19 protein-coding genes are annotated in these 17,863 nt (G+C 45.8%); 6 read left to right on the top strand and 13 right to left on the bottom strand.

Annotation, left to right across the window (positions count from 1 at the left end):
* The first annotated feature begins 12 nt into the window (after nucleotides 1-12).
* Nucleotides 13-1,179, top strand: a complete 1,167-nt coding sequence (locus B6A14_RS06535) for an NAD(P)/FAD-dependent oxidoreductase (RefSeq protein WP_087909694.1) — start codon at nucleotides 13-15, stop codon at nucleotides 1,177-1,179.
* 78 nt (nucleotides 1,180-1,257) lie between these two features.
* Here the strand turns inward: B6A14_RS06535 and B6A14_RS06530 are convergent, their stop codons facing one another.
* Nucleotides 1,258-1,851 carry a urate hydroxylase PuuD gene (locus tag B6A14_RS06530; RefSeq protein WP_087909693.1) on the bottom strand — a complete coding sequence of 198 codons (594 nt, stop codon included), beginning with the start codon at nucleotides 1,849-1,851 and terminating at the stop codon, nucleotides 1,258-1,260.
* Between the two features lie 26 nt (nucleotides 1,852-1,877).
* On the bottom strand, nucleotides 1,878-2,456 hold the full coding sequence (gene sodB / locus B6A14_RS06525) for a superoxide dismutase [Fe] (RefSeq protein ID WP_087909692.1): 579 nt from the start codon (nucleotides 2,454-2,456) through the stop codon (nucleotides 1,878-1,880).
* A gap of 154 nt (nucleotides 2,457-2,610) precedes the next feature.
* On the opposite strand from sodB, the gene B6A14_RS06520 reads away from it, so the two are divergent.
* A complete protein-coding gene (locus B6A14_RS06520) occupies nucleotides 2,611-3,555 on the top strand; it encodes a hydroxymethylglutaryl-CoA lyase (RefSeq protein WP_087909691.1) in 945 nt (314 codons plus the stop codon).
* Between the two features lie 65 nt (nucleotides 3,556-3,620).
* On the opposite strand, the gene B6A14_RS06515 is transcribed toward B6A14_RS06520, so the two are convergent.
* Genes B6A14_RS06515 through B6A14_RS06505 form a run of 3 tightly spaced genes read right to left on the bottom strand, consistent with a single transcriptional unit; the run spans nucleotide 3,621 to nucleotide 6,171 of the window.
* Nucleotides 3,621-4,397: a 3-hydroxybutyrate dehydrogenase gene (locus tag B6A14_RS06515; RefSeq protein ID WP_087910301.1), complete on the bottom strand. Its 777-nt coding sequence runs from the start codon at nucleotides 4,395-4,397 to the stop codon at nucleotides 3,621-3,623.
* 53 nt (nucleotides 4,398-4,450) lie between these two features.
* The gene (locus B6A14_RS06510) at nucleotides 4,451-4,954 is read right to left on the bottom strand and encodes a YqaA family protein (RefSeq protein ID WP_087909690.1); all 504 of its coding nucleotides are present in this window, start codon (nucleotides 4,952-4,954) and stop codon (nucleotides 4,451-4,453) included.
* Nucleotides 4,954-6,171 carry a CaiB/BaiF CoA transferase family protein gene (locus B6A14_RS06505; protein ID WP_236635681.1) on the bottom strand — a complete coding sequence of 406 codons (1,218 nt, stop codon included), beginning with the start codon at nucleotides 6,169-6,171 and terminating at the stop codon, nucleotides 4,954-4,956. The genes B6A14_RS06510 and B6A14_RS06505 overlap by 1 nt, the downstream gene beginning before the upstream one ends.
* A 140-nt stretch (nucleotides 6,172-6,311) precedes the next feature.
* Between B6A14_RS06505 and B6A14_RS06500 the strand changes: the two genes are divergently transcribed.
* Complete coding sequence (locus tag B6A14_RS06500; protein WP_087909689.1) at nucleotides 6,312-7,481, top strand: acyl-CoA dehydrogenase family protein; 1,170 nt, start codon at nucleotides 6,312-6,314, stop codon at nucleotides 7,479-7,481.
* A 9-nt stretch (nucleotides 7,482-7,490) separates the two neighbouring features.
* A complete protein-coding gene (locus tag B6A14_RS06495) occupies nucleotides 7,491-8,675 on the top strand; it encodes a CaiB/BaiF CoA transferase family protein (RefSeq protein ID WP_087909688.1) in 1,185 nt (394 codons plus the stop codon).
* On the opposite strand, the gene cls is transcribed toward B6A14_RS06495, so the two are convergent.
* The 3 genes from cls to B6A14_RS06480 are packed head-to-tail and all read right to left on the bottom strand — an operon-like array spanning nucleotide 8,672 to nucleotide 11,099.
* Nucleotides 8,672-10,150, bottom strand: a complete 1,479-nt coding sequence (gene cls, locus B6A14_RS06490) for a cardiolipin synthase (RefSeq protein WP_087909687.1) — start codon at nucleotides 10,148-10,150, stop codon at nucleotides 8,672-8,674. The two genes, B6A14_RS06495 and cls, sit on opposite strands and share 4 nt — an antisense overlap.
* The gene (locus B6A14_RS06485; RefSeq protein ID WP_087909686.1) at nucleotides 10,147-10,899 is read right to left on the bottom strand and encodes an endonuclease/exonuclease/phosphatase family protein; all 753 of its coding nucleotides are present in this window, start codon (nucleotides 10,897-10,899) and stop codon (nucleotides 10,147-10,149) included. The genes cls and B6A14_RS06485 overlap by 4 nt, the downstream gene beginning before the upstream one ends.
* Nucleotides 10,899-11,099: a (2Fe-2S)-binding protein gene (locus tag B6A14_RS06480; protein ID WP_087909685.1), complete on the bottom strand. Its 201-nt coding sequence runs from the start codon at nucleotides 11,097-11,099 to the stop codon at nucleotides 10,899-10,901. Before B6A14_RS06480 ends, B6A14_RS06485 begins: the two co-directional genes overlap by 1 nt.
* Nucleotides 11,100-11,166: 67 nt before the next feature.
* Here B6A14_RS06480 and B6A14_RS06475 point away from each other — a divergent pair, with 67 nt between their 5' ends.
* Together B6A14_RS06475 and B6A14_RS06470 are read left to right on the top strand one after the other, a co-directional pair.
* Nucleotides 11,167-11,862: an ABC transporter permease gene (locus B6A14_RS06475; RefSeq protein ID WP_087909684.1), complete on the top strand. Its 696-nt coding sequence runs from the start codon at nucleotides 11,167-11,169 to the stop codon at nucleotides 11,860-11,862.
* Nucleotides 11,855-12,562 carry an ATP-binding cassette domain-containing protein gene (locus B6A14_RS06470; RefSeq protein WP_087909683.1) on the top strand — a complete coding sequence of 236 codons (708 nt, stop codon included), beginning with the start codon at nucleotides 11,855-11,857 and terminating at the stop codon, nucleotides 12,560-12,562. Before B6A14_RS06475 ends, B6A14_RS06470 begins: the two co-directional genes overlap by 8 nt.
* Here B6A14_RS06470 and B6A14_RS06465 read toward each other — a convergent pair whose 3' ends face one another.
* Genes B6A14_RS06465 through B6A14_RS06445 form a run of 5 tightly spaced genes read right to left on the bottom strand, consistent with a single transcriptional unit; the run spans nucleotide 12,563 to nucleotide 17,859 of the window.
* Nucleotides 12,563-12,847: a hypothetical protein gene (locus tag B6A14_RS06465; protein ID WP_087909682.1), complete on the bottom strand. Its 285-nt coding sequence runs from the start codon at nucleotides 12,845-12,847 to the stop codon at nucleotides 12,563-12,565.
* A gap of 10 nt (nucleotides 12,848-12,857) precedes the next feature.
* Complete coding sequence (locus B6A14_RS06460; RefSeq protein ID WP_087909681.1) at nucleotides 12,858-13,913, bottom strand: formate dehydrogenase subunit gamma; 1,056 nt, start codon at nucleotides 13,911-13,913, stop codon at nucleotides 12,858-12,860.
* Between the two features lie 47 nt (nucleotides 13,914-13,960).
* Complete coding sequence (locus B6A14_RS06455) at nucleotides 13,961-14,197, bottom strand: hypothetical protein (protein WP_087909680.1); 237 nt, start codon at nucleotides 14,195-14,197, stop codon at nucleotides 13,961-13,963.
* The gene (fdh3B, locus tag B6A14_RS06450) at nucleotides 14,197-14,853 is read right to left on the bottom strand and encodes a formate dehydrogenase FDH3 subunit beta (RefSeq protein ID WP_087909679.1); all 657 of its coding nucleotides are present in this window, start codon (nucleotides 14,851-14,853) and stop codon (nucleotides 14,197-14,199) included. Before fdh3B ends, B6A14_RS06455 begins: the two co-directional genes overlap by 1 nt.
* Nucleotides 14,854-14,880: 27 nt before the next feature.
* Nucleotides 14,881-17,859, bottom strand: a complete 2,979-nt coding sequence (locus B6A14_RS06445) for a formate dehydrogenase subunit alpha (RefSeq protein ID WP_087909678.1) — start codon at nucleotides 17,857-17,859, stop codon at nucleotides 14,881-14,883.
* Nucleotides 17,860-17,863: the final 4 nt, after the last annotated feature.

Below are 17,863 nucleotides of genomic sequence, written 5' to 3'. Positions count from 1 at the left end.
TGGAGCTTAGCTTTGACCCAAAATACATCTCAATCTTCCAGCATTGTCATTATTGGCAGTGGCTTGGCTGGATACACCCTGATTCGTGAAATTCGCAAACTAGACAAAACAGCACCCATCACCTTAATTACCCGAGAGCCTGGTTATTTTTACTCCAAACCAATGCTCTCCACTGCTCTTGCAAGCAATAAAGAAGCTGCTCAACTCATCTCTACGCCGTCCGAAGGCATGGCAACGCAATTAGAAGTTAATATTCTTGCTGAGACTGATGTCACCGCAATTGATGTCGCAACTCAAACATTGCAAACAAGCAAAGGCGTCCTCTCTTATGACAAGCTAGTGTTGGCCTTAGGTGCTGATCAAATTCAGCTGCCGTTGGAAGGTAGCGCTGCCAATGAAGTTCTCACTGTGAATGACTTAGAGGATTACGCTAAATTCAGAGGCGCCATTGCAAATAAAAAGAAGGTAGCAATTCTTGGGGCTGGCTTAATCGGCTGCGAGTTTGCCAATGACTTGGTATTGGGCGGCTATGAGGTTGATGTAATTGATTTGGCATCCCAAGTACTAGGCCGCTTATTGCCTGAAGCCGCAGCAAAAGAATTACAAAATAAACTCAGTACTGCGGGAGTACGCTGGCACTTCTCCACCACTGCTCAAGCCATCAATCGCAATGGAAATGTTATTGAAATTAGTCTTGCTAATGGCAACTCTATCTCATGTGATGTTGTACTGTCTGCGGTTGGCCTAAAACCACGGATTGACTTAGCCAAAGCAGCCGGCATTAAGACAGGCCTAGGTATTCAAGTGAATCGTGAGCTAGAAACTAGCCACAAAAATATTTACTCACTTGGTGATTGCGCAGAGGTTGAAGGTTTAGTGCTCCCATATGTCATGCCCATCATGCAATCTGCAAGAGCGCTGGCGCCAACACTACTTGGACAAGTGACGGCGCTTAGCTACCCAGCAATGCCCGTCATGGTAAAAACCCCCGCCCTACCAACTATAGTTTCACCACCGGCTAAAGGCGCCCAGGGTCAGTGGAAGACTACCGCAATAGAAGGTGGTATCGAAGCCCGCTTTGAAGCTGCTGACGGCAAGCTACTAGGCTTTGCCTTAATGGGTACGGCCACCTCGCAACGAGCAAGCCTAACAAAAGAGTTACCGCCAATACTCCAGTAGTTTGATGAACTTACTTTTGAAGCTGATGAAATAAAAAGGCCCGCAATGCGGGCCTTTTTATTTATCACAACGAGGTGATTAAGAAACGATCACAAACCAAGTTGTGTTGTGTGACTGAGCAACCATCAAGAACAACATTGGTACTGAGAGTACTGTATTCAAACGGGAAGTCAGCATTGCAACACGAGCAGATTTTGCCTTCACATCTGGTTCAACAGCAACGATTCCAAGGGCGCGTTTCTGATTTGGCCAAATGATGAACCAAACATTGAATGCCATCACTAAAGCGATCCACATGCCCAAACCAATTGCGCGGAATGGAGCTTGCAATGTGAAGGCTTGATGTGCATAGCCATTGACGATTGCCACGATTAAACCAGTGAGCACAGTAAGGAGCGCCGCCCAACGGAACCAAAACAATGCAGTTGGAGCAATAACTTTACCAATTGCTGGCTTTTGCTCGTCAGGAATTTTGGGCATTGAAGGAATTTGCACAAAGTTAAAGTACCAGAGCAATCCAATCCACATCACACCAAACATCACATGCAACCAACGGAAGATGAATGGTAATTCGGCAGAGCTAAAGTTGCCGCCCAAAGCAAGGACGATGAGAATGAGAAGTACGAAACCAGCTAAAACAGTACGTCCCAAAGAGGTCAAGATTGAAGTCATATGATTTTCTCTATAGATCTCATGAATTAAGCAAAATTTTTGCTAGCAAAATCCCAGTTAACCAAGTTCCAAAAGTTTTCCAAATATTTTGGACGAGCATTGCGGGTATCGATGTAGTAAGCATGCTCCCAGACATCACAAGTCAATAAAGGCTTTGAATCGGTTGTTAAAGGTGTAGCAGCGTTGCTTGTTGAAACAAGATCGAGACTTCCGTCTGACTTCTTAACTAGCCAAGCCCAACCAGACCCAAAGGTACCAACGGCGCACTTTGTAAACTCTTCCTTAAATTTATCGAATGAGCCCCACTTAGCATTGATTGCGTCGGCCAATGCGCCAGAAGGCGCACCCCCTCCATTTGGCTTCATACCCATCCAGTAAAACGTATGATTCCAAACTTGAGCGGCATTATTAAATACGCCACCCGCTGATTTCTTTACAATTTCCTCAAGGGTTGCAGCTTCAAACTCAGTCCCCTTAATCAAATTATTTAAATTAGTTACATAGGTCTGATGATGCTTCCCATAGTGATACTCCAGGGTTTCCTTAGAAATATAGGGTGCCAAAGCATCAAGAGCGTACGGCAACTGCGGTAGGGTGTGTTCCATTTGCGTTCCTTCTAATTAAATTAACCAATAAAAATGCGGTATTTTGGGGTAACTATAGACTATTCTGACTTTTTTGTTTGGCCAGGCAAATTTTCAGAAATCATACTTAAAATAGAGGCTCAGCCCAGTTTGGGCATCAAATCTGTACTTCAATATGACTAGCGCCCTATCCTCCCAAAACCCAAAACGAATCTACATTCAAGAGGTAGTCACTCGGGATGGATTTCAGGCGGAGAGTCAGTTTGTCCCTACCGAGGAAAAGATTGACCTGATTAATCGCTTAAGTCGTGCTGGATACGCCAAAATTGAAGTGACCTCCTTCACTAGCCCTAGAGCCATTCCGATGCTTGCTGATGCTGAAGCAGTCATGCGCGGCATTGATCGAGTACCCGGTGTTGAATACACCGTTCTTATTCCGAACCTCAAGGGTGCCGAGCGTGCATTGAGCGTTGGCGTAGATGAATTTAATTTAGTCATGTCAGTTAGCGAAGCGCATAACCAATCTAACCTCAAAATGAGTCGTGAAGACTCGTTCAAAGGGCTCGCTTCTGTGATTGATTTAGCCCATGCGAACAATACTGCTGCAAACATTTCTCTATCTACTAGTTTTGGTTGCCCCATGGCAGGCATCACTTCTTTATCAGAATTAATGCACTGGGTGGATCGTTTTGCTGATGCTGGTGTACGCGGCATTACCGTCTGTGACACTACAGGCATGGCCAATCCTGCTCAGGTACAAGCCGTTTGTGAAGCAGTACAAATCAAATATCCAAAGCTGCAATGGACACTTCATTTCCATAATACCCGTGGGATGGGGCTCGCTAATGCTCTCGCTGCTGTCAATAGCGGCATTGATCGCTTTGACTCTTCACTAGGTGGCTTAGGAGGCTGCCCTTACGCACCAGGAGCCACCGGCAACATCTGTACTGAAGAGTTGGTGCACATGTTAGATCTCATGGGCTTTAAGACCAATATGCAGATCGATACATTGTTAGCGTGTTCAAAAGATTTGCAATTATTGTTCGGCCGCACATTACCAAGTCAACTATTAATGGCAGGTAAAGTAGATCGCGTTTATGAGGCGCCCTGCCAAAGCTGAAGTTTCAAAACAAAATGCCAGCAAGATGACCTGCTGGCATTCGTAGGTGAGGCTTCTTACTAGGCTTATTGCGCAGCCCAGCCACCATCCATATTCCAAGCTACCCCACGCACTTCAGATGCATCTGAACCGCAGAGGAATATTGCCAAAGCAGCCAATTGCTCTGGAGTCACAAACTCTCCAGATGGTTGCTTCTCAGAGACTAAAGCAGTCTTCGCTGCATCGTTGGAGATGCCTTCTCGCTCCGCTCTTGCATCTACCTGCTTTTGAACCAAGGGGGTCAATACCCAGCCTGGACAAATTGCATTACAGGTAATGCCAGTTCGCGCATTCTCAAGAGCGGTGACTTTGGTCAAACCAATAATTCCATGCTTAGCTGCAACATAAGCAGATTTTTGCGTAGAAGCTACCAAGCCATGTACAGAGGCAATATTAATAATGCGGCCCCAGTTTCGTTTTTTCATACCAGGTAATGCATGATGGGTTGTATGAAATGCAGAGCTCAGGTTGATCGCAATAATGGCATCCCACTTATCTGTTGGAAACTCTTCAATATTAGATGTGTATTGAATGCCAGCGTTATTGATCAAGATATCTAACGAACCAAAACGTTTTTCAGTTTGCTGGATCAGATCCGCGATCTCGGCTGGCTTGCTCATATCTGCACCGTGGTAATCCACCTCTACACCACAGGCTTTGATTTTGGCGATCGCTTCATCTTTCTCACCAAAACCATTCACCATGATGTTGGCGCCCTGCTTAGCCAATGCAATTGCCATACCTAAGCCAATACCGCTAGTAGATCCTGTTACCAGGGCTGTTTTACCTTTTAAAGAAGACATATCAATATTCTCAACGATTGAAATAATAAAAACGTAGAATACAACGAATAGATTTAGATCAGATGCAACCAATGCCCCAATTGGTGCCAATAGCTATCCGGAACTAAGGTGAGTAGCCACGTCATAGTGAGGTAGCGCAGTAGTTTTCCAATGAACATGTAGATCAAGCACGGAAACCAAGCCAAGCGGAGCCAACCAGCCGCAATACAAAGAGGGTCTCCAAAACCGGGCAGCCAAGAAAGCAAAAGCATCTTAGGACCCCGCTCTTCAAGCCAAGATTGCATTTTGCTATGGGTAGGGCCTTTTAGGGATTCAAAGCTATTTCGAGAAATCAATCCAAGCCACCAATCAAACATTCCACCCAAGGTATTACCAATGGTTGCAACAAAGATTGCAACCCAGTACAAGTCTGGATTAAGAGTGGTGTATCCAAAAAGAATTGGCTCGGAACCTACGGGAAGTAATGTTGCTGAAACAAAGGCGCTGATGAATACGGCAGGCAATCCAACGGATGGCAAACCAAACCATCCGAAAAAATACTGGAGTGCTTGATCCATTAAGCGAGAACCCCAGATTTTTTCAGAGTCGTAATTTGTTCTTCAGTGAGGCCAGCAGATTTAAGCACTTCATCAGTATGCTCTCCTAATGTAGGAGCGCGATAACGAATGAGTCCAGGATTTTGAGAAAGCTTCGGAATAATTCCGGGAACCTGAACTTCTAGGCCATCAGCAGCCCGAACTGTCTCAATCACCCCCCTTGCTTGATAGTGAGAGTCTTCAGCGATATCTTTAGCGGTATAAATCTTGCCTGAAGGTACTTCTGCTTCAAGCAGGCCTTTAAGCACTTCATCAAGAGTTAAGGTTTGGGTCCAGGCATTAATCGCTGCATCAATCTCAACCACTCTTTTGGCGCGGCCATCATTAAAGGCCAATGCAGGATCCTCGCCCAAATCTGATCTACCAATTAAAGCCATCAAACGCTTGTATATCGAGTCTCCATTGCCGGCGATTAATACATACTGCCCATCAGCGCATCGATAAGCATTAGAGGGTGCGATGCCTGGCAAAGCGCCGCCTGCAGGCTGACGTATGGCACCGAAAGCTGAATACTCCGGCAGTAGGCTCTCAGTCAAATTAAATACCGCTTCATACAAAGCGACATCAATCATTTGACCTTGGCCACTGCGAGCATCTCGCTCGTATAAAGCCAGCAATACTCCAAGTGCGCCATGTAAACCCGCGATCGTATCGCCAAGAGATACGCCCGCTCTCACCGGCACCTCATTTGGGTGGCCAGTGATATAACGCAAACCAGCCATCGCCTCTCCAATTGCAGCAAAACCTGGCTCATCACGTCTTGGGCCATCCTGACCGTAACCAGAGATGCGTAACATAATTAACTTTGGATTTACTTGATGCAATTCTTCCCAGCCTAAGCCCCACTTCTCTAGCGTACCTGGGCGAAAATTTTCAATCACAATGTCTGCCTCAAGTGCTAACTTTCTGGCAATTGCCTGGCCTTCTTTAACGCGTAGATCCAAGCAGATAGATTGTTTGTTACGGGATTGCGCCTGCCACCAAACTGAGGTGCCCTCATGAAGCATGCGCCACTTACGTAAAGGGTCGCCAACGCCCGGTGACTCGACCTTGATGACCTCAGCTCCAAAATCAGCAAGCGTCTTTGAGGCAAAGGGTCCGGCAATGAGTTGACCCAACTCTAAAACTTTGACTCCAGCAAGGATTTGTTGGCGATTCTTTTGCATTTGAAAGTTCATGTCCCTTATTTATCTATCTATACAGAATATTTAGTTCAGAATGAGGCTATTTTCGCCTGATTTTGATCATTCTCCAGGATTTTCAAATCTTGCTTAAACTAGTGCCTAAATCACAAAATAAACCATAAAACGAGTCCTCCATGAATCACCCTATTCCTAAACCAGATCAATATCAGGATATGCGCGAGGCCTTACGAGACCTCTGCGGAACGTTCGACTCAGCCTACTGGCAAAAGGTAGACCACGAGCGGGGTTACCCAGAAGCCTTTGTAAAAGCAATGACTGAAGCAGGCTGGTTGGCCGCGTTAATTCCAGAAGAGTATGGCGGTTCTGGATTAGGTTTAGCAGAAGCCTCTGTCATCATGGAAGAGATTAATTTCTCGGGCGGCAACTCTGGTTCTTGCCATGGGCAGATGTACAACATGGGCACTTTGCTGCGTCATGGGTCTGATGCGCAGAAGAAAATGTACTTACCAAAAATCGCTAGTGGTGAATTACGTCTACAAAGTATGGCCGTTACCGAACCGACTACCGGCACCGACACAACTAAACTAAAAACTACTGCTGTCAAAAAGGGTGATAAATATGTTGTGAATGGTCAAAAAGTTTGGATTTCTCGTATTCAACATTCCGATCTCATGATTTTGCTAGCTCGTACCACCCCCATTAGCGAAGTGCAGCGTAAATCTGAAGGGATGTCGATCTTCATCGTCAACCTTGCAGATGCTATTGGCAAGGGCATGGAAGTCAGGCCTATCGCCAATATGGTGAATCACGAAACCAATGAAGTGTTCTTTGATAACTTAGAGATACCTGCAGAAAACCTGATTGGTACAGAAGGTCAAGGATTTAAATACATTCTTGATGGTCTTAATGCTGAGCGTGTGTTGATTGCAGCTGAGTGTATTGGTGATGCTTATTGGTTTATTGATCGTGCCCGGCGTTACGCGAACGATCGCGTGGTGTTTGATCGTCCGATTGGAAAAAATCAAGGCATTCAGTTTCCGATTGCAGATAGCTATATTGAAACTGAGGCAGCTAATCTCATGCGCTTTAAAGCCTGTGAGCTGTTTGACAACCATGAGCCTTGCGGACCCGAAGCAAATATGGCGAAGTACTTGGCTGCCAAAGCATCCTGGGAGGCTGCTAACGTATGTTTACAAACTCATGGTGGCTTTGGCTTTGCCAATGAGTACGATGTGGAACGCAAATTTAGAGAAACACGCCTCTATCAAGTAGCTCCAATCTCAACAAACTTGATCTATTCATACATAGCCGAGCATGTTCTTGGTCTACCAAGATCTTTCTAATAGACCATTATGAGTATTCGCCCGCTTGATGGAATTACTGTTGTTGCACTAGAGCATGTCATAGCTGCCCCCTTCTGCACTCGTCAGCTAGCAGACCTGGGGGCACGCATCATCAAAATTGAACGTCCTGGAGATGGCGATTTTGCAAGGGGCTACGATACTCAAGTCGATGGACTTTCATCACACTTTGTATGGGTTAATCGGTCAAAAGAAAGCTTAACCCTCGACCTGAAACAAGATTCAGCTTTAGTAATACTCAAGCGCCTACTAAAGACTGCCGATGTCTTTATTCAAAATCTTGCTCCAGGTGCGGCCGCTCGGATGGGGCTTACTGCCGAAGCATTACAAAAAGAAAATCCTGGTCTCATCTTGTGCGCTATTTCAGGTTATGGCAACGACGGCCCCTATCGCGATAAAAAAGCCTACGATCTCTTGATACAAAGTGAGGCGGGCTTTCTTTCTATTACAGGAACACCCGAAACACCCAGCAAGGCTGGAAACTCCATCGCCGATATTGCAGCAGGTATGTATGCCTATACCAATATCTTGGCAGCCTTATTGCAAAGAGGAAAAACTGGCAAGGGTACAGTCATCGATATCTCCATGTTAGAGGCCCTGGGTGAGTGGATGAGTTTTCCGATGTACTACGCCTACAAAGGCGCGAACCCACCAGCAAGAAACGGTGCGTCTCATGCAACCATTTATCCCTATGGCCCTTTCAAAGCTGGTGACGGTAAGACTGTCATGCTGGGCCTTCAGAATGAACGTGAATGGGTGCAATTTTGCGAAATAGTCTTAGAGAACCCATTACTTGCTAAAGATGAACGCTTTGATCGAAATTTCAAACGCAATGAAAAACGTGTCGAATTACTCGAGATTATCAATACCTGCTTTAGCAAGCTGAGTTCAGAACAGCTGATTGCGAGACTGGAAAAAGCTCAGATTGCCAACGCCCATCTGAATGATATGAAGGGCCTTTGGAAGCATGAGCAGCTGAGAGCTCGCAATCGATTTACAGAGGTTGGTACACCCAATGGTCCCGTTGCGGCGCTACTACCTCCGGGACTCAATGACAGTTACGACTATCGTATGGATCCTATTCCAGCTGTAGGCGAACATACCGACTTCATCTTGAAAGAGTTAGGCTTAACAGAGGCCGATATCGCCAGCATGCGCGCTAGTGGCGCAATTTAAAGCAGCGGAGATGTGAGATGGGCAGCATTTTCAAGGTAATGATGCCAGCGTGGCCGCTTTATCCAATCAGCAAGTTCCACATAATCTGATTTCTCTAAATAAGAGTTAATAAGCTTTTGGAGCTTGATGCAGAAGTCTTCGTTATACACAATGAGGCTGATTTCAAAGTTCAAACGCAAACTTCTTTGATCAAAGTTAACCGATCCAAAGATGGCGGTTCTTTTATCAATCAATAGACTCTTAGTGTGCAGTAATCCACCATGAAACTCAGCAATCTTTACTCCTGACCGCAACAAATCACCGTAATAACTCTTACTACTCCAAGCTACTAATGTTGAGTCATTTAACTTTGGAATAATCAAAGTGACATTCACACCCCTTCTGGCGGCTGCCATGAGTGCTTGTAGCAAACCATCATCCGGTCCAAAGTAAGGGGTCGTAATGGTGAGTTCTTCTTGTGCATCAAGAATTGCGGAGAGTAGAACTTGATACAAGATATCGTCGCGATATACAGGTCCAGACGCTAGCTTCTGAGCTAAAACAGCACCCTTATGTGGCGCTTTGATAGGAATGCACTCATTAAAGTGAGTAATGCTAGGATTATCTACACTCCAATCAAAAGCAAAGGTCAGCTCAAACTGCGCGGCAACTGGACCCTCAACACGCACCATTGCATCAACCCACTCACCCACTCCTGAGTCTTGTTTGAATGTACGTGGATCTACTAAGTTCATGCTGCCTGTCCACACAATCGCGCCGTCCACCACAAATATCTTTCGATGCAAGCGCAAATCTGCACGCCTAAATTGAAATCGACCAATCTGAACTGGCAACGCCTCAGTGACTTGAATGCCAGCATTACGAAAACGCCGCGGCCATTTCGATTTAAACCAATCTTTACTCCCCAATGAGTCCAGAAGTACACGACATGCCACGCCTCTTTTGGCAGCGGCTATCATTGCCTCCCCCACCTCATCGGCAGATCCACCTAAAGCCCAAATATAAAACTCTAGATTTAAGCTTTTCTTGGCTTGATTTATTTCATCAATGAAGCACTGTAAGATCTCTAAGGAATCGGTGTGTAGCTCAAGCTTATTTCCGGCAACCACAGGAGATCCATTCTTAGCTTCCGCCAAAAGACTTAAGGCCCTGCCCTCCAAAGGTATCTGCTTCCTGTCCTCGGCATAGTCTTGACATGCTTTCTCAGTAATACTTGTGTACTCACGATTCATGCGGGTAATTTTTTTCGTTAACTTACGGCCAACTGGGCGTTCGCCAATGAGAACATACAAACTAATTCCTAAAACTGGGAAAGTCATCACAATAAAAATCCAGGCAAACGCTACTCCTACTGGCCTTCTAACAGAAATAATGACGCCGATAAAGTACGTGACTAATATGAAGTGAATATATAAGAGCCAATTGATGTTGAGCTCGAAAATATGCTTCAAGAAAATACTGAGTAGGTCGTTCATTTGATTTCCAGTTCTGCCGCTATACCCAAATGATCAGATAAGCTCATCCAATCATGCAAAATTTCTGCAGAATGAATCTTCATCCCGCGTACATAAATTCGATCCATTGCCAATAGCGGTCTAATGCTCGGGAAGGTTTTGGCGGGTGAGCCAGTGAGGGTCTCAAATACTTCCTCAAAGCCAGCTTCTTTCATGGGTGCACCTAAACGATTACGCCAATCATTAAAGTCTCCCGCGACAATGGTTGGACCATTCTGCGTCAAATCCGCAATATATCCAATGATTTGCTCTAGCTGGCGCTCTCTACCGCGCTCAAATAGAGCTAAGTGCACACAGAAGCAGTGAACTGGCTGATTCACTCCATCTAGTTGAGTGACGCTATGTAATAAACCTCGTCTTTCAAACCGATAGGCAGAGATATCGTAATTTAGACCCTTGCGCAAAGGATGCTTCGATAAAATCGCATTACCGTGGTGACCATCCGGATACTCCATATTTTTTCCATAATGCCAATCATGCCAAAAATCTTCGGACAGAAAGTGAGTTAGCTCTGTTAATGGCCACTGCCCAAATCGCCTAATCCTGCCTCGGTGCTCTTGTTGTAATTCTTGAAGAAACAATAAGTCGGGATGATGGCTTCGCATCCTTTGGCGTAACTGATAAATAGTGGAGTGCCGATGCAAAGGAGAAACGCCTTTGTGCACGTTCATACTCATGACCGTGAAACGAGCGCTTCTATCTTGAGTCATTAAAACTGTCCTGCTGCACGCTGACGTCTTACCCGGGCTAAATAGATCTCGCCCTCAACCAATTCTTGGCATTGCATGCATTTATTACAAATAGATGCCTGATCCCGCAACTCCTCTATTGAGTCGATAGGATGGGTATCAAGGTACTCTCGCAGGTCCTCATCAAGAACCTCGTTACAGAGGCAAACTACTTCAGCCATAAGTCAGAAATTAGGGGTATGAATTGCATTAAGCTCATTTTGCCATTGCCTTGATAGAATCAAGTACATGTTGACCGCTTTTCAAGACGCTATTGCCCTGCTCGCCCACCTAGATCGGGGAGTTTTAGGAATCGTCCTGGTTTCTCTCCAGGTCAGCTTAACTGCCCTATTTTTTGGGACGCTCATTGGCCTACCCGTTGGAGCCTTACTCGCTACAGAAGAATTTAAGGGTAAGAAGTGGATCATTGTTGTCTTAAATACCTTGATGGGGGTCCCTACAGTCATTGTTGGGGTACTGGTGTATCTCATGCTCTCTCGTTCAGGACCCCTGGGAGCTTGGGGCTGGCTATTTACTACCAAGGGCATGATCCTTGCCCAAATTCTACTGACAACCCCTTTAATTGCAGCCCTAAGCCGTCAAATTCTGGAGGACTCCTGGAGAATTCATCGAGACTCTTTCCTAAGCCTCAGATTGCCATCCTTCTCACGATTCAAATGGCTTATTTGGGACTGCCGCTTCTCTCTCACGATTGCTATCCTAGCCGGTCTTGCCAGAGCAATTTCTGAGGTTGGTGCCGTCATGATTGTGGGCGGCAACATTGATCACTCGACTAGAACGATGACTACAGCCATCGCCTTAGAAACTAGTAAAGGTGATCTCCCACTAGCGCTAGCACTGGGCATTGTCTTATTAGGAATTGTTCTATTGGCAAATCTATTTACATTTGCTGTTCGTCAAATTGCGGAGCGTCGCTATGGGTAATATGACTGAGCAATTTGAGAGGTATATTGAACTCAAAGATATTACGGTTATCAGCAACGGCAGAACCATACTAAATATTCCTCATGCCACTATTCCGGCTGATCGTATCACCGCTTGTATTGGCCCAAATGGTGCAGGTAAGACTACTTTATTAAAGCTATTGGATGGACTTATCAAGCCTGATACTGGAACAGTGAGCTACTCCTTCTCCAATAAGACTGCATTAGTTTTGCATCACACTCCGATGATTAAAGCCTCTACAAAAGCTAATATGAGCATGGTTATGGATACAGACTCTAGTATTAGCACTTTAGAGATTGAACAAGTGCTAGAGCGAGTCGGGTTGAAAAGTCTAACATCTACACCCGCTCATAAACTCTCTGCTGGCGAGAGGCAAAAGCTATGCCTAGGCCGAGCAATTTTGCAAAAGCCAAACTTAGTCTTGCTAGATGAACCCACTGCTAACCTAGATCCCAACACAACCGAGCAAGTTGAAGAAATGATTCGTGAGTTTGATGTGCAAGACACTGACGTGATTTTTTCTTCACATCAACTTGCTCAAGTACAAAGACTTGCGCAATACATCATCTTTATTGATCATGGCGAGATAAAAGAAAAGGGACCCGTAGGCCCCTTCTTTTTAAATCCCCAAACACAGGCAGCTAAACGCTACCTACATCAAGAACTTCTAGCAGACTAATTACTTAGCTGCTGGTGCTGCTGGTGCTGGTGCTGCTGCTACAGGAGCAACAAATGGTGGTGGCGCAGTGCAAGCGGCAGGCGCTGGTGTACCCGGAACTCTATATTGATCAGCCACTTTGTTAATTGCCTGGCAAAGTTGATATGCACCAACCCGACCCGCATAAGCAGTCTTTGCATCAGCCAACGCCTTGGCCTCTTTCGCCTCCGGAGTTAATGGAGGTAATGCAGCCATAACCGAGGTCGCAGTAAATGCACAGAATGTAAAAGCGATGATTTTTTTCATGGCCTTGTCCTTATTTGTTCAATTTGTCGTACCAGAGCTCATGGTGCTCTTTAGCCCAAGTAGCATCAACATAACCAGTCTTCATGCCATCAATAGAGCCTTGCATACCAATGGTGCCGATATAGATATGCCCCATTGCTAATGCACTCATCAAGATTGCAGCACTGCTGTGAATGATGTTCGCAATCTGCATGGTTCCGCGGGTGTATTCAATAGTCATGAATGGCACGATCATGTCAAGCACAAATCCAGATGCAGAAATCACCAAGCCCAAGAAGGTCATGCCGAACCAGAACCAGAATTTCTCACCGAAGTTAAAGAACCCTGCTGGTATATGCTTACCATTCAAAAGCCCGCCGAAGTTTAATATCCAATTGAGATCGCCTTCGCCTGGAATATTCTTACTTACGAAGAGCAAGAAGAAAATCACAATACAGATCGTAAATAAAGGGCCGGAGAAGTTATGGATATTTTTACAAACATCCAAGAACGAACCGTATGCCACTCCACCCATGATCGGCATTGCAAAATATTTGCCATACAAAATCAATAGACCAGTAAACGCTAAACCTAAAAAGCTCGCTGCCATAGTCCAGTGAACAAACCGATCAAAGGCACTGAAGCGCTTAATTTTGACGCCTGACATTGGTTCATGCAATTTGATTGAACCTTTAACCATGTACATTGCAACTACGCCGAAAAAGGCCAGTGCCAACAGCCATCCACCATAAACGGTAATTACGCCGTTACGAATGACACGCCACTGCTCACCAGAACGCTGAATCAGAACGCTAGACTCTTTGTCTGGGATGCTAACGTAGTTATATGGATCGCTATTAGCAGATGTAAAGATTGATGGATTGGCTGGCTGAGCCTGAGCTTGAGTCCCATTAGCTAGGCTATTGGGATTGGCTGGGACTGATTTAGGGGGAATATCAACTCCGCTAGGAGAAGGCAAAGGTGCCATTGCTGCACGCTCTGCATAAGTCATTCCGCTTGCCAGAGTCAGCGACAAACCAGCAGCCACTACCAAAGTGCGTAGAACTTTAGAAAATGATCGTTTCATACACATGTCCTTAAACGTTTTCGTTTTATTTATTGTTGTTTAGTTGATCACTTAACGCGACTGTATTCGTTTTGACCCTGAGTGCGCTTATCAACGGATTCAGTCCAACTGGTTTGATTCTTTGGGGTCCAGTTTTTAGTCATGAAACCATTATCAGCACCCATGTATGGGGCAACGTCAGGACGCTTTGCCACCTTAGCTGCGATTTCTGGTGGCTCAGAACATGCGGCCAACAGAGTTGCTGCTGCAAAACATAAGCCGAGAGTTTTGAAATTGAATTTCATTATTTAGCTCCTGGAATTTTTGCAGCAGGTGTTGGAGTTGGCGCCGGAGTATCTGGCCCACCATAAGCAGTAGTCCAACCAAACGCTTTAGAACCCGCATACTTGCCATTCTTCTCGCGTGTTGCAACTCGGTTATTGAAGATTCCCGAGATAATATCGCTGTCACCACCAATCAATGCCTTGGTAGAACACATCTCCGCACAGAGAGGCAACTTACCTTCTGCAAGGCGATTACGGCCATATTTCTCAAACTCAGCAACACTGCCATTCTCTTCTGGGCCACCGCTGCAGAATGTGCACTTGTCCATCTTGCTGCGGGAGCCAAAGGCGCCCTTGCTAAGGAACTGTGGCGCACCAAATGGGCATGCAAATGAGCAGTATCCACAACCAATGCAAATATCCTTGTCATGAAGGACAACGCCTTCATCGGTGCGGTAGAAGCAATCTACCGGGCACACAGCCATACAAGGAGCATCGGTACAGTGCATACAAGCAACTGAAATAGACTTTTCTTGACCGATGATGCCGTCGTTTACCGTAACAACACGGCGACGATTCACGCCCCAAGGTACTTCGTTATCGTTCTTACAAGCAGTCACACAGCCGTTGCATTCGATGCATCGCTCTGTGTCGCAGATAAATTTCATTCTTGCCATTGTGTTCTCCTGACTTTATTTTTTGACTTAGGCAAATTTCTCGATTTGACACATAGTGGTTTTAGTCTCCTGCATCATCGTCACCTGGTCATAACCATAGGTAGTTGCAGTATTGACCGCCTCACCCAAAACGACTGGAGCAGCACCCTCTGGATAATACTTACGCAAGTCATTACCTTGCCACCATCCTGCAAAGTGGAATGGGATAAAGGCAGTTTCTTTGTCAACGCGCTCAGTGACTAATGCGCGCACTTTGATCTTGGCACCAGTTGGGGACTTCACCCAAACATAATCCCAGTTCTTAATGCCGCGATCTGCTGCTGCCTTAGGATTAATCTCTACGAAGTTTTCTTGTTGTAACTCAGCCAACCATGGGTTGGAACGAGTCTCATCTCCACCGCCCTCGTACTCAACCAAACGACCTGAGGTCAGAATAATTGGGAACTTCTCATAAAGCTTGTTGTTCAAGTTTTGATCTTGGACAGTCTTATAGAGAGTTGGCAAGCGCCAGAAATTCTTCTTATCTGCAGACGTTGGGTACTTGCGCATCATTGCAGCGTTAGTACTGTAGAGCGCTTCACGGTGAATTGGAACTGCATCTGGGAAGTTCCAAACAACTGCGCGAGCTTTCGCATTACCAAATGGATGACAACCATTCTTCATCACAACTCGCTGAATACCGCCAGACAAGTCAGTCTTCCAGTTCTTACCTTCGGCAGCTTTTTGCTCATCTTCAGTCAACTGATTCCACCAACCGAGCTTCTTCACGAATACGTGATCGAACTCTGGATAGCCGGTCTTGATTGCGGAACCCTTTGAGTAAGAGCCATCTTCTGCCAGCAAGGTCTTGCCATCTTTCTCAATACCAAAGTTGGCACGGAAGTTACCACCACCCTCCATCACACTCTTACTGGTGTCATAGAGATTTGGTGAACCTGGATGCTTGATTGCAGCTGTTCCATAACAAGGCCAAGGCAAACCGTAGTAATCGCCAGTAGTGTCGTAACCAGTTACTGGGTCAACACCACCTCGTGATTTAAGGGTCTTCGGATCAAATGTAGCAACCATTCTCATGTGAGCTTTGAGACGCTCTGGAGTTTGACCGGTGTATCCAATCGTCCAAACGGAGCGATTAATCTCACGCAAGATATCTTCAATCTGTGGCTCTTTCCATTGCTTACCAGCAAACTTGGTGCTCAGCATCTTGTAGTTCTTTGACAACTCTTCGCCGAAACCTAGGCGATCAGCAAACGCTTGCATGATCACATGGTCAGGCACAGACTCAAACAAAGGATCGATGACCTTCTCGCGCCACTGCAATGAACGATTAGATGCAGTTGCAGTTCCGCAGGTCTCAAACTGAGTTGCAGCTGGCAGCAAATAAACATTGCGATTCTTGTTTACTGACTGACCTTCTGCTGAAGGCATTGCAGCCATTGCAGCAGTTGCGCTTGGATATGGATCAACTACAACGAGCAGATCCAAGGTGTCCATTGCGCGCTTCATATCAAGGCCACGAGTTTGTGAGTTAGGAGCATGACCCCAGAAGAACAAACCTTTAACGCTGGTTTGCTGATCAATCATGTCGTTCTTCTCAAGCACAGCATCAACCCAACGAGAAACGGTAGTGCCTGATTTCTCCATCATGTCTGGTGCATAACGACCTTTGATCCACTCGTAATCAACACCCCAAACTGTTGCATAGTGTTTCCATGACCCAGCAGCCAAACCATAGTAGCCAGGCAATGAATCTGGATTAGGACCTACGTCAGTTGCACCCTGAACGTTGTCGTGACCACGGAAAATATTAGTTCCGCCACCAGACTTACCAATGTTACCTAGGGCTAACTGCAAAATGCATGACGCACGAACCATAGAGTTACCGATGGTGTGCTGCGTTTGGCCCATACACCAAACAACCGTGCTCGGACGATTCTTGGCTAATGTTTCAGCGACTTTATACATTTGCGCTTCAGGTACACCGCAAGCTTCTTCAACGTTTGCAGGAGTCCACTTTTCCATTACTTCTTTGCGGATCTCATCCATACCGTAGACGCGGTCATTGATGTACTTCTTATCTTCCCAGCCATTTTTGAAGATGTGATACAGAAGACCAAACAAGAAAGGAATGTCAGTACCAGAACGAATGCGTACATACTGATCTGACTTAGCGGCAGTACGTGTGTAACGTGGGTCAACCACGATTACCTTGCAACCATTTTCTTTTGCATGCAACAAGCTCAACATCGAAACTGGGTGTGCCTCTGCAGCATTTGAGCCAATATACATGGCAGCTTTAGAGTTCATCATATCGTTGTAGCTATTGGTCATCGCACCATAGCCCCAGGTATTTGCTACACCGGCAACCGTTGTGGAGTGACAAATACGAGCTTGATGGTCTGTATTGTTTGTACCAAAGAAAGAAACCCACTTACGGAGTAAGTAGGCTTGTTCGTTATTGTGCTTTGATGAACCAATGAAATACATAGCATCAGGAGAATATTTCTCACGAATGCTCTTCATTTGGGCAGTAATTTCAGTAAGAGCTTGATCCCATGAAATACGCTGATACTTTCCATCAACCAACTTCATTGGGTAGCGCAAGCGATAGTCGCCATGACCGTGCTCACGCAAGGAAGCTCCCTTGGCACAGTAGGCGCCCATATTAATTGGCGAATCGAATACAGAATCTTGACGAACCCAAACACCATTCTCAACAGTAGCATCTGTAGCGCAACCAACTGAGCAGTGGGTACAAATCGTTCTTTTAACTTCGATCTTGCCTTTGCCATCGAGCATTGCCTTGCTTTGCTCAGCAGAAACCTTTTGCACCATCGTCAGCTGGCTTGCAGCGATACCAGCACCAACGCCAACACCTGAACGCTTTAAGAATGTTCGGCGATCCATAGTTGGCACCGCCGCTTTTAAACCGCGCGACAAGCTACCAATCAAGTGAGATGTGGAGCGACTGCTTTGTGGGGTGTTTGATTTACGAGTCAGACTCATATGT

This window comes from Polynucleobacter hirudinilacicola, assembly GCF_002192535.1.
Lineage (GTDB): Bacteria > Pseudomonadota > Gammaproteobacteria > Burkholderiales > Burkholderiaceae > Polynucleobacter > Polynucleobacter hirudinilacicola.
This window is presented reverse-complemented; position numbering and strand designations above follow the sequence as displayed.

What these genes read in the sequence shown, in the direction of transcription:
- B6A14_RS06530 (WP_087909693.1), bottom strand. Translation starts at nt 1,851, where the DNA reads ATGACTTCAATCTTGACCTCTTTGGGACGTACTGTTTTAGCTGGTTTC.
- sodB (WP_087909692.1), bottom strand. Translation starts at nt 2,456, where the DNA reads ATGGAACACACCCTACCGCAGTTGCCGTACGCTCTTGATGCTTTGGCA.
- B6A14_RS06520 (WP_087909691.1), top strand. Translation starts at nt 2,611, where the DNA reads ATGACTAGCGCCCTATCCTCCCAAAACCCAAAACGAATCTACATTCAA.
- B6A14_RS06515 (WP_087910301.1), bottom strand. Translation starts at nt 4,397, where the DNA reads ATGTCTTCTTTAAAAGGTAAAACAGCCCTGGTAACAGGATCTACTAGC.
- B6A14_RS06510 (WP_087909690.1), bottom strand. Translation starts at nt 4,954, where the DNA reads ATGGATCAAGCACTCCAGTATTTTTTCGGATGGTTTGGTTTGCCATCC.
- B6A14_RS06505 (WP_236635681.1), bottom strand. Translation starts at nt 6,171, where the DNA reads ATGAACTTTCAAATGCAAAAGAATCGCCAACAAATCCTTGCTGGAGTC.
- B6A14_RS06500 (WP_087909689.1), top strand. Translation starts at nt 6,312, where the DNA reads ATGAATCACCCTATTCCTAAACCAGATCAATATCAGGATATGCGCGAG.
- B6A14_RS06495 (WP_087909688.1), top strand. Translation starts at nt 7,491, where the DNA reads ATGAGTATTCGCCCGCTTGATGGAATTACTGTTGTTGCACTAGAGCAT.
- cls (WP_087909687.1), bottom strand. Translation starts at nt 10,150, where the DNA reads ATGAACGACCTACTCAGTATTTTCTTGAAGCATATTTTCGAGCTCAAC.
- B6A14_RS06485 (WP_087909686.1), bottom strand. Translation starts at nt 10,899, where the DNA reads ATGACTCAAGATAGAAGCGCTCGTTTCACGGTCATGAGTATGAACGTG.
- B6A14_RS06480 (WP_087909685.1), bottom strand. Translation starts at nt 11,099, where the DNA reads ATGGCTGAAGTAGTTTGCCTCTGTAACGAGGTTCTTGATGAGGACCTG.
- B6A14_RS06475 (WP_087909684.1), top strand. Translation starts at nt 11,167, where the DNA reads ATGTTGACCGCTTTTCAAGACGCTATTGCCCTGCTCGCCCACCTAGAT.
- B6A14_RS06470 (WP_087909683.1), top strand. Translation starts at nt 11,855, where the DNA reads ATGGGTAATATGACTGAGCAATTTGAGAGGTATATTGAACTCAAAGAT.
- B6A14_RS06465 (WP_087909682.1), bottom strand. Translation starts at nt 12,847, where the DNA reads ATGAAAAAAATCATCGCTTTTACATTCTGTGCATTTACTGCGACCTCG.
- B6A14_RS06460 (WP_087909681.1), bottom strand. Translation starts at nt 13,913, where the DNA reads ATGAAACGATCATTTTCTAAAGTTCTACGCACTTTGGTAGTGGCTGCT.
- B6A14_RS06455 (WP_087909680.1), bottom strand. Translation starts at nt 14,197, where the DNA reads ATGAAATTCAATTTCAAAACTCTCGGCTTATGTTTTGCAGCAGCAACT.
- fdh3B (WP_087909679.1), bottom strand. Translation starts at nt 14,853, where the DNA reads ATGGCAAGAATGAAATTTATCTGCGACACAGAGCGATGCATCGAATGC.
- B6A14_RS06445 (WP_087909678.1), bottom strand. Translation starts at nt 17,859, where the DNA reads ATGAGTCTGACTCGTAAATCAAACACCCCACAAAGCAGTCGCTCCACA.